General features: G+C 46.5%; 8 protein-coding genes and 1 pseudogene. 3 read left to right on the forward strand and 6 right to left on the reverse strand.

Features of this window, described 5'->3' with window-relative positions; all coding sequences use genetic code 11:
- The coding region (gene rnpA, locus G1ANC_RS02915; protein WP_129693526.1) for a ribonuclease P protein component at positions 1-269 on the reverse strand (269 nt) is incomplete at its 3' end.
- Between the two features lie 69 nt (positions 270-338).
- Complete coding sequence (rpmH, locus tag G1ANC_RS02920) at positions 339-476, reverse strand: 50S ribosomal protein L34 (RefSeq protein ID WP_129693527.1); 138 nt, start codon at positions 474-476, stop codon at positions 339-341.
- Between the two features lie 271 nt (positions 477-747).
- On the opposite strand from rpmH, the gene dnaA reads away from it, so the two are divergent.
- The 3 genes from dnaA (at position 748) to G1ANC_RS02935 (ending at position 4,474) form a co-directional block, all read left to right on the forward strand.
- Entirely contained in the window at positions 748-2,106 is a 1,359-nt protein-coding gene (gene dnaA, locus G1ANC_RS02925) for a chromosomal replication initiator protein DnaA (RefSeq protein WP_129693528.1), read from the forward strand.
- Positions 2,107-2,373: 267 nt separating this feature from the next.
- Positions 2,374-3,474, forward strand: a complete 1,101-nt coding sequence (gene dnaN / locus G1ANC_RS02930; protein ID WP_129693529.1) for a DNA polymerase III subunit beta — start codon at positions 2,374-2,376, stop codon at positions 3,472-3,474.
- A gap of 1 nt (position 3,475) precedes the next feature.
- Positions 3,476-4,474, forward strand: coding sequence for a DNA replication/repair protein RecF (locus tag G1ANC_RS02935; RefSeq protein WP_129693530.1), 999 nt, complete (start codon positions 3,476-3,478; stop codon positions 4,472-4,474).
- 13 nt (positions 4,475-4,487) lie between these two features.
- On the opposite strand, the gene G1ANC_RS02940 is transcribed toward G1ANC_RS02935, so the two are convergent.
- From G1ANC_RS02940 to G1ANC_RS02955, 4 genes and pseudogenes are all read right to left on the reverse strand, one after another.
- Positions 4,488-5,216 carry a hypothetical protein gene (locus tag G1ANC_RS02940; protein ID WP_129693531.1) on the reverse strand — a complete coding sequence of 243 codons (729 nt, stop codon included), beginning with the start codon at positions 5,214-5,216 and terminating at the stop codon, positions 4,488-4,490.
- 3 nt (positions 5,217-5,219) lie between these two features.
- Positions 5,220-5,849: a carboxypeptidase-like regulatory domain-containing protein gene (locus tag G1ANC_RS02945; RefSeq protein WP_129693532.1), complete on the reverse strand. Its 630-nt coding sequence runs from the start codon at positions 5,847-5,849 to the stop codon at positions 5,220-5,222.
- Entirely contained in the window at positions 5,846-7,705 is a 1,860-nt protein-coding gene (locus tag G1ANC_RS02950; protein ID WP_129693533.1) for a phage tail tip lysozyme, read from the reverse strand. Before G1ANC_RS02950 ends, G1ANC_RS02945 begins: the two co-directional genes overlap by 4 nt.
- Before the next feature lie 6 nt (positions 7,706-7,711).
- Positions 7,712-8,033 (reverse strand): annotated as a pseudogene (locus tag G1ANC_RS02955) (hypothetical protein); the annotation flags it as partial.

The raw sequence follows: 8,033 nt of genomic DNA on the forward strand, positions 1-8,033 counted from the left end.
CCGTTGGTAACAATCACTGCGATATCGACGTTTTTAACGCGAGGTAAAACATCAATCCGTAAGCGTTCATAAACGCGGCGACGGATACGATTGCGCCCAACTGCTGATTTATGAACTTTTTTACTAATTACTACTGCAAAGCGCGGCTGCTGGCGGCGAGGATTGGTAATATATCTGACCGTAAAATAACGCGACCTAACTGCTTGGCCGTTTTTGTATAAAAATTTCAAGCTGCCATGCCCGTGAAACCGATATTTTGACGCAATCATACAATAAATTCCATTATAGCAAAATAGCGCCGAAAATTAGCGCTATTTACCTGTAGTTACCTCGACTAGTTAGAGTGCGATACGAGCACGGCCTTTAGCCTGGCGGCGCTTGAGTACAGCCCGGCCAGCTTTGGTTGCCCGACGGGCACGGTAGCCGTGCGTCTTGACGCGGTGTCGAGTATGCGGTTGAAAAGTTCGCTTTGGCATAATGACAGTTATTATAGCAATTTCACGCTCAATAATCAATATTTGATTGCTAATCTGTCGAGATTATACTATCGCTATATAAATTATCCACATTTTTGGCTGGTTTGTCCACAAATTTAACAGAGGTGGCGCTAAATTGTGGAAAAACTCACCCCTGTTTAGTCACCTACATAACTATCAATGAACGTAACGTTCTTATAGTTGTGGAAAACTCGTGAATCAGCTATCATAGAGATAAGTTATTAACAGCTTGTGAGGGTATAAGTTTTAGATGAATAATTCATTGTGGCAAAGTGTCCTGGGGGAAATCGAGCTTTCAGTATCGCATGCGAACTTCAAAACCTGGTTTCGCGATACTGAGCTACTATCTTACGATAATGGCACGGCGACTATCGGTGTTGTTAATGTCTTTGCTAAATCACAGCTCGAAAAGCGTTTCGATACGCAAATCCGCGAAATACTCAAGAAAAATAATCCTGACATCAAAGATGTTAATTACAAAGTCAAAAATACCAAGAAAAAAATCACTAGCCGCGAAACTACCGCTTCACTGCGCGATCGCGCTAACGAGTTAATTAGCCGCGCGCCAGTTAATGCCAAGACGCCCACCGCCAATACCACCCTTAACCCACGCTACACTTTTGATAATTTCGTGGTTGGTTCGTGCAACGACCTCGCCTATACTGCTTGCCAGGCAGCAGCCGCCAATCCTGGCGCCAAGTATAACCCGCTTTTCATCTACGGCGGCGTCGGCTTAGGCAAAACTCACTTGATTCAAGCTGTCGGCAACGCCATCATCAAGCGCGATCCCAAAATGAAAGTTGCCTATGTTAGCTCTGAAACTTTCATGAAAGAATTTCTCGACAGTATTCGTTTCAAAATCGCTGGCTTCAGCGATAAATATCGCAACGTTGACGTCTTGATCGTCGATGATATGCAATTCATCGCCGGCAAAGAAAAAACTCAAGAAGAATTCTTTCATACTTTTAATGCCCTACATCAAGCTAATAAGCAAATTATCATCAGCAGCGACAAGCCGCCGCGCAGTATTCCAACCTTAACCGAGAGGCTGCGCAGCCGCTTTGAATGGGGTATGGCGATTGACATTCAAATGCCTGATTTCGAGACTCGCTGCGTCATCATCGAGACCAAAGCTAGCATGTCCGGCGTGACACTGGAGCGCCAGACGGTCGAATATTTAGCGCAAAATATCAAAACTAATGTCCGCGAGCTAGAGGGCGCGCTTAATCAGCTGCTGGCTTATTCGGAAATGCGCGGCACCACGCCAGATGCCGCCACCGCCGAAGGACTGCTCGGCAACGTTCGATCAACCAGGCCGCAACATCTAACCGCCAAGCAAATCATCGACAAAACCGCCCGCCACTTCCAAATCGATAGCAAAGAAATGTGCAGCAGTAAGCGCGACAAATACATTGCTACACCGCGGCAAATTGCTATGTATTTACTGCGTAGCGAACTACACATGAGCTTCCCGCGCATCGCTCAAGAGCTCGGCCGCAAAGATCACACCACGGCTATTCATTCGGTCAACAAAATTGAAAAGGCTATCAAGCTTGACCTCACTATCCGCGAACAAGTCGCCGAAATCCGGGAGAAACTTTATGCTTAAATCCTGTGGAAATTTTGTGTACAGCTGGTTCAAAGCCCTGGGTAAAAATTGTGTTCGTTTATCCACTGTTTGGCGAGAGGCCTTGTTATCATTGTCATCAAGGTGGACAAACTGCCTAGTTTTACTATGTGAAACTCACTCTTTTTCCGCTAGATTTTCTCAGGCTAAAATTCGTCAATTACCTCTGTTAATCAGCTACTTTTCCCCATTGTCCACAGCACCTACTATATACATCACTAATTATAAAAAGAAAGATAGGTAATAATTATGGAATTATCGGTCACACAAGAAAACTTTGCGCGAGCACTGGCAATCGTTGGCCGGATCGCTAGCAGCCGCGCCGGACTACCAATACTTGGCAATGTGTTGCTGCGAACCGAAGCTAACCGGTTATTGGTCGCTGCGACTAACTTAGAGATAGCAGCGACTTGCTATGTTGGCGCCAAAATTACTAAACCGGGCGAGTTGACCCTGCCAGCCAAACTAATTAGCGAGTTTATAGCTAGTCTGCCGCGCGGTACGGTTGATATAGTTAGCAAGGGTACGTCGATGACGATTTCGTCGGGCAATTATTCATCAATTATGTCGGGCGTTGAAGCTGGTGAATTTCCAGAATTACCATCGATTGATGAGAGTCAAGCTGTCACCTACACTATCGCAGTAGCTGACTTCAAACAAGCTGTCAGCCAGACGATTATCACTACTAGCAATGATACCTCGCGTCCAGTACTAACCGGCGTTTATTGGCACACTGACGGCGGTAAATTGTATCTAGCGGGCACTGACGGCTATCGCTTAGCACAGCGCCGCCTATTCGATACTACTAGCGAGATTGCGGCAATCGTACCGACGTCGAGCCTGCAAGAGGTGCTGCGAACAATTTCGGATGGCACTGACCAAGTCGAAGTACTGTTTGACGACGAGCAAGTCCGCTTCCGGGTCGATGACTCCGAGATTACCAGCCGTTTAATCGAAGGCAGCTATCCGAAATATCAGCAGTTAATACCAGCGACCTCCGAAACCCAAGCGCGAGTCAAGATGGATGATTTTTCGCGAATTGTGAAGATCGCTGGATTGTTTGCGCGCAATTCTGGCGGCAGCGTGACAGTGACGGTTGATGGCGAAAAGAATAATATTAGTATTCACTCGATTGCTAGCGAACTTGGCGAGAATACTAGCTCGGCTGATGCCGAGGTTACTGGCGGCGGTGTTCTCACGTTAAATTCACGCTATATTACCGACGCGCTTGGGGTTATTGATGGCGATAGCGTCGATTTCCGGTTTAGCGGCAAACTGTCGCCATGCGTTTTGTCGCCGGCAAGCGAAAATTCGGATTATATCCATATAATTATGCCTCTGAAGAGTTAATATGAAGATTTTGCGATTGGCGGTGCAGAATGTTCGCGTTCATTCGCTGAAAATGCTTGATTTGGAGCCAGGAACGACGCTAATATCTGGCCCGAACGGTTGCGGCAAGACATCGCTTATCGAGGCCTTATATATTGCTTTGCGCGGCAAGTCCTTTCGCGGCAGCGACGAATCGATTTGTTCGTACGGCGCTCAAATGTATCAGATAGACGTAGCTACCGATGAACTGCAATATCGGGTGACTTATCAAAATCAAGACGGCGCCAAGCGCAAACAGTTCGTGGTTGCTGGCAAAAAACACGGCCGCTTGCCTTATGCTCTCAAATATCCGATTGTGTTGTTTGAGCCGGATACGCTGCGGATTGTTAACGGCTCGCCGCAGCGCCGCCGCGATTTTTTGGACGGGTTGATCCAGCAATATGACCAGTCATATTCACATGAGCTGAGCCGCTATAATCGCGCTCTGTTGCAGCGTAATAAGCTCCTCAAGGACCCGCTAATTAACGACGACGAATTATTCTCTTGGAATCTGATACTGAGCGATTACGGCGCTAAAATTATTAGTAAGCGCCAAGCGGTTTTGAACGATTTTAATAGTAAAATAACTGCAATCTATCAGAGTATTGCTGGCACGAGCGACACGGTTAGCTTGAAATATTCCCACGAAAGCCGCGTGTCGGCGCAAAAACTGCTCAAGGAATATGAAGAAAAAATCACTTATGACAAGGCGGTTGGCGCGACCAGCACTGGGCCGCACCGGCACGATATAGCGATTGGATTTGGCGATAAACCCGCTGCCAAAGTCGCCTCTCGCGGCGAGGCGCGGACGATTATTTTGGCGCTGAAATTTCTCGAGGCAGCTTATATTGAGCAGCAAACTGGTAAAAGGCCGTTAATTTTGCTAGATGACGTCTTTGGCGAGCTTGATCGACACCGCCAAAAGCGGCTGATGAGCGAGTTTGTCGATAACCAAATCGTGATGACGAGTACTGGCGATTAGTACTTATGATTATCTACTCGTACCTATCGACTTTGTTCGTGTTGCCGATGTTATAATTCGGCATGAGCGGACGCTGTGTAGTGATGTCGATAGTGTTAGCTTTATTGAGAGTACTTTGCGGCGCTGAGCAGTCGTATTTGCTGATCGAGATCATCGGCTTGCATTTAACTACCCATTTCGAATCTTTCTTCTCGAGGACGACTTTCAGGGTGTCTCGATTTAGGTCGGTGCCGGAGCCGTTAAATACCAAGGCGGCAATCGCCCAGTCGCCTTTTTCTAGTACAGCTTCATTTTTGATAGTGTAAAAGGTACTTATCTTGCTATTGCTGCCCAGAATAGCGCTATCTATAGCTTTTTTGTTCTCGTTTGTCAGTTTTTGCAAGTACGAATTAGTATATTTGTAGTCGAGAGAAACGCTTTTTTTGTCCGAGCCCAACAATATTCCTCGTTGTAAAATTGACACGATATTATCTTTACTCTTAGCTACTAAAAAGTAAGTGCCTTTCGGCAAGAAATACTCTTTGCCGGACTGAATGGATTTTTCGATGACTGTTTTGGTAGGAGCGATGGTATTTTCGGTCTTGGTGTCAGTGCCTTTATATAGTATAACGCTAGAATATTTCGATGAATCGAATGAGATTGTCAAATACTGGCGAGAAGTAATTACTGCCAATATAATCATCAAAACGGTAAATGCAGAAAAAGCGGCGGCAATTATAATGATTTTCTTCTTCGGCGTCATAAATTATTCTCCTAGATGGCTTTTATAATCGGCATATTCTATCTGATAATCGCTTAATTTGATACCCATAGATACTAACCGCAGCGTGGCTTTGTAGCGGTATTGCGGCGATTCGGTACGGATAACGATTATTGGCCGATCGTCTTTCTTGTAGTAACCAACCGAATAGTAAGGATCTTTGATTGGTAATTTAGCGACTACTGGATATTTTTCGGTGAATTTTTTGCCAGCCTCGCGGATTTGCTGGCCAGCAATACTTTCAACCTTATTATATTGATCCATGTGTTTTTTTTGCCACTGGCGAGCTTGATCTGATTGCGGCATGAGCTCGATAATGACAGTATACCGTGGTTTGGTGGTGGCGTTAACCTCTGTCTGGCTGCTGCGGAAGCCGTCTTTGGCGGCCGTGATTGAATAATCGCCTGGCGGCAGGTAATTGGTACCGTTTCTGGCAGCATACTCGACCTTAGTTTTTTTGTCTTTGAAAGTGATTTTCGCGTCGTTAGGAGCTGCGGCAACCTCGACCGGGATTTTGCCTGAGCGGTCAATAGCAGTGTAAATTTGATAAATTAGCGCACCAACGATCACAATGATAGCGAAAATGATGGCAATAATAATTTTGCGTTTATTCATGCTGATATCCCCGATGATGATTTCTTTCTATACCATACGTTTTGGTCGTAAAAGAACCCTTCCTCGCCCGCGCTTGGAGCCTTCATACCCTGGCTGGCTGAGGCGTATTTACTTTCAAAACCACTAATTTCACCAACGTATATCCAAGTGTGTCCTTGTGAGAAAGCCACGTCGCCTGGTTGGAGTTTGTCTTCGGTGAACTTACTGCCGTCCGGCTCATATGTACCATTGGCAGCACCAAGCCGCTGCCAGTTTGCTTTAGCCCAAGCTTCTTGTTCGTAAGTTGGACCGCCCTTAGCGTCTTTATTGTAAGTCTTATCGAAGCCGCTGTCGTATAGTAGAGTTGTAACAAAACCTCCGCAGTCGATACCTTCTTCTCCTACATAGCGTCCTTCGTTTACAGCTGTCGATATAGCATTTGTATAATCTGGCGTGCGTTCTTTTCTAGGGCTATGGTTTAGTTCTTTCCAAGCGTATTTGAGAGTGTACTCTTGTAGCGCTGAATTCCCGCCGCTACTGCTACATGACGCAGAAGTTCCCGGCAGAGAGGCTCCCGATGAGGAAGTAAGCGTTGAGCTATCCTTATACTTATCATATAAGGCATTAGCATAAGCTTGGCGCTGTCCAAGTGCGCTACCGCCGCTTCCTTCAAACTGAACTTCGAAGACTTCTGCAGCTTGACTGGCACTAGTGGTAGCTCTAATAGCGTCAGCAGTACCGCCGCGACCTGGCGTGTGATCTTTCCATTCGTCGGTTAGGCCCATTTCCCAGGCTAGATAGCGCAATTGAATTGCTATGTCGTATGGATCACCGTTCATGTCAGCGGCGAATTTAACTACACCATTACCCCAGCGGTTAGTAGCGTCCCATTGAGCAATGCCGTTGTGAGTGCCGTTTGTAGCTCTAGGGTCTAGAGTTGGTCCTGATTCTTGTTGGAGATTACCAACAATTCCGGCAGCCTGAGCTAGGGTTAATTTCGTACCGTTGCCAGCGCTCATCAAATAACCTAGGGCGGTTTCTGGGTTATCTGATAGCATTTTGACCACGCCACCGCCTTTGGTTGGTGTCGCGCAGCAATTAGTAGTACTGCTGGATGAAGTTGTAGTCGATGCGGTAGAGGCGGTAGCGACTGAAGCGCCAGCGTAGCCAGCCATTTCGTCAAGGGCGCCTTGCATGAACGAAATGTAGCCTGCGGTATCGTTACCGTCGTCTGGTGGAGCATATCTATTGGCGTATGCTGTCATACCTTGGTCGATTTCATCAGAGAAGACAGCTCTGTCGTATGAAAACCAATCGCCGCTATCGACGTTTTTGTTCTCTTCGGCATCGGCGTCAACGCTAGCCTCGAAAGAAGTCCACATGTACCAGTTGCGATTAGCTTCTACGACATGCGGTTGGGAGTCGGTCGCTGTGCGTCCAAATGCATTATGTCCTTGATGAACCTTTATTTGGGCTCCTGGTACATCTGTAGTGGCTAATGTTGATTCCATCATAGCATGGGCATATGCTAAGAACGGGTTAAGATTCGCTTTTTTAGCGCTTGCAACTGCTTTTTGGCTAGTGCCTTTTAGTGGACTGTCTGATGCATGAGCTTCAATATATTTTTCGATTGCATCTGCCATCTTTGCAGCATCTAGATTCGGATAAGTCATACCGTTAGGCGCACCGCTGCCAGGACCGACTGATGATAAATCTGTGCCTGAGTCTGTTGAGCAAGCAGCAATACTATCGTAGTATTCTATATTATTATTAGCCGGATTGATGAATAATCTTTCTGGCGGTACTGCCAAAGCTGTTTGCGTATAAGTGCTCGCCAGTAAGATTGCAGTTAGTATAATAGAAAACGTTTTTCGCATACAGTTTTACCAATTTTTCGGAGCACTCCTTGTCCAGCGTAGTGCTAAGTGTACGTGGTTACACGTGTCGTCATGAGGCACCAAGCCAGCACTGGACAATTTGCCGTCCATTCCCGAGCCAGCACGATTGCCACAGCCTTCCTGTCCGACACCAGCGCCTTGCGGTAGAACTTTGCCATCAAGGAGATACTGTAGCATGTCTATAGCATTCTGGTCACCGCCTGTGGTCGCCGTACCATTTATCATGGCTATATCGACAGCTTCACCTAAAGGATGCAAGCTGTAGTTGTTGGTATTGTCTCGGACTAGTGAAGATATATATATAGGA

The organism is Candidatus Nanosynsacchari sp. TM7_ANC_38.39_G1_1, from assembly GCF_004138385.1.

Bases quoted from the DNA above. Each gene is read 5' to 3' on its own strand.
- rpmH (WP_129693527.1), bottom strand. From the start codon at position 476: ATGCCAAAGCGAACTTTTCAACCGCATACTCGACACCGCGTCAAGACG.
- dnaA (WP_129693528.1), top strand. From the start codon at position 748: ATGAATAATTCATTGTGGCAAAGTGTCCTGGGGGAAATCGAGCTTTCA.
- dnaN (WP_129693529.1), top strand. From the start codon at position 2,374: ATGGAATTATCGGTCACACAAGAAAACTTTGCGCGAGCACTGGCAATC.
- G1ANC_RS02935 (WP_129693530.1), top strand. From the start codon at position 3,476: ATGAAGATTTTGCGATTGGCGGTGCAGAATGTTCGCGTTCATTCGCTG.
- G1ANC_RS02940 (WP_129693531.1), bottom strand. From the start codon at position 5,216: ATGACGCCGAAGAAGAAAATCATTATAATTGCCGCCGCTTTTTCTGCA.
- G1ANC_RS02945 (WP_129693532.1), bottom strand. From the start codon at position 5,849: ATGAATAAACGCAAAATTATTATTGCCATCATTTTCGCTATCATTGTG.
- G1ANC_RS02950 (WP_129693533.1), bottom strand. From the start codon at position 7,705: ATGCGAAAAACGTTTTCTATTATACTAACTGCAATCTTACTGGCGAGC.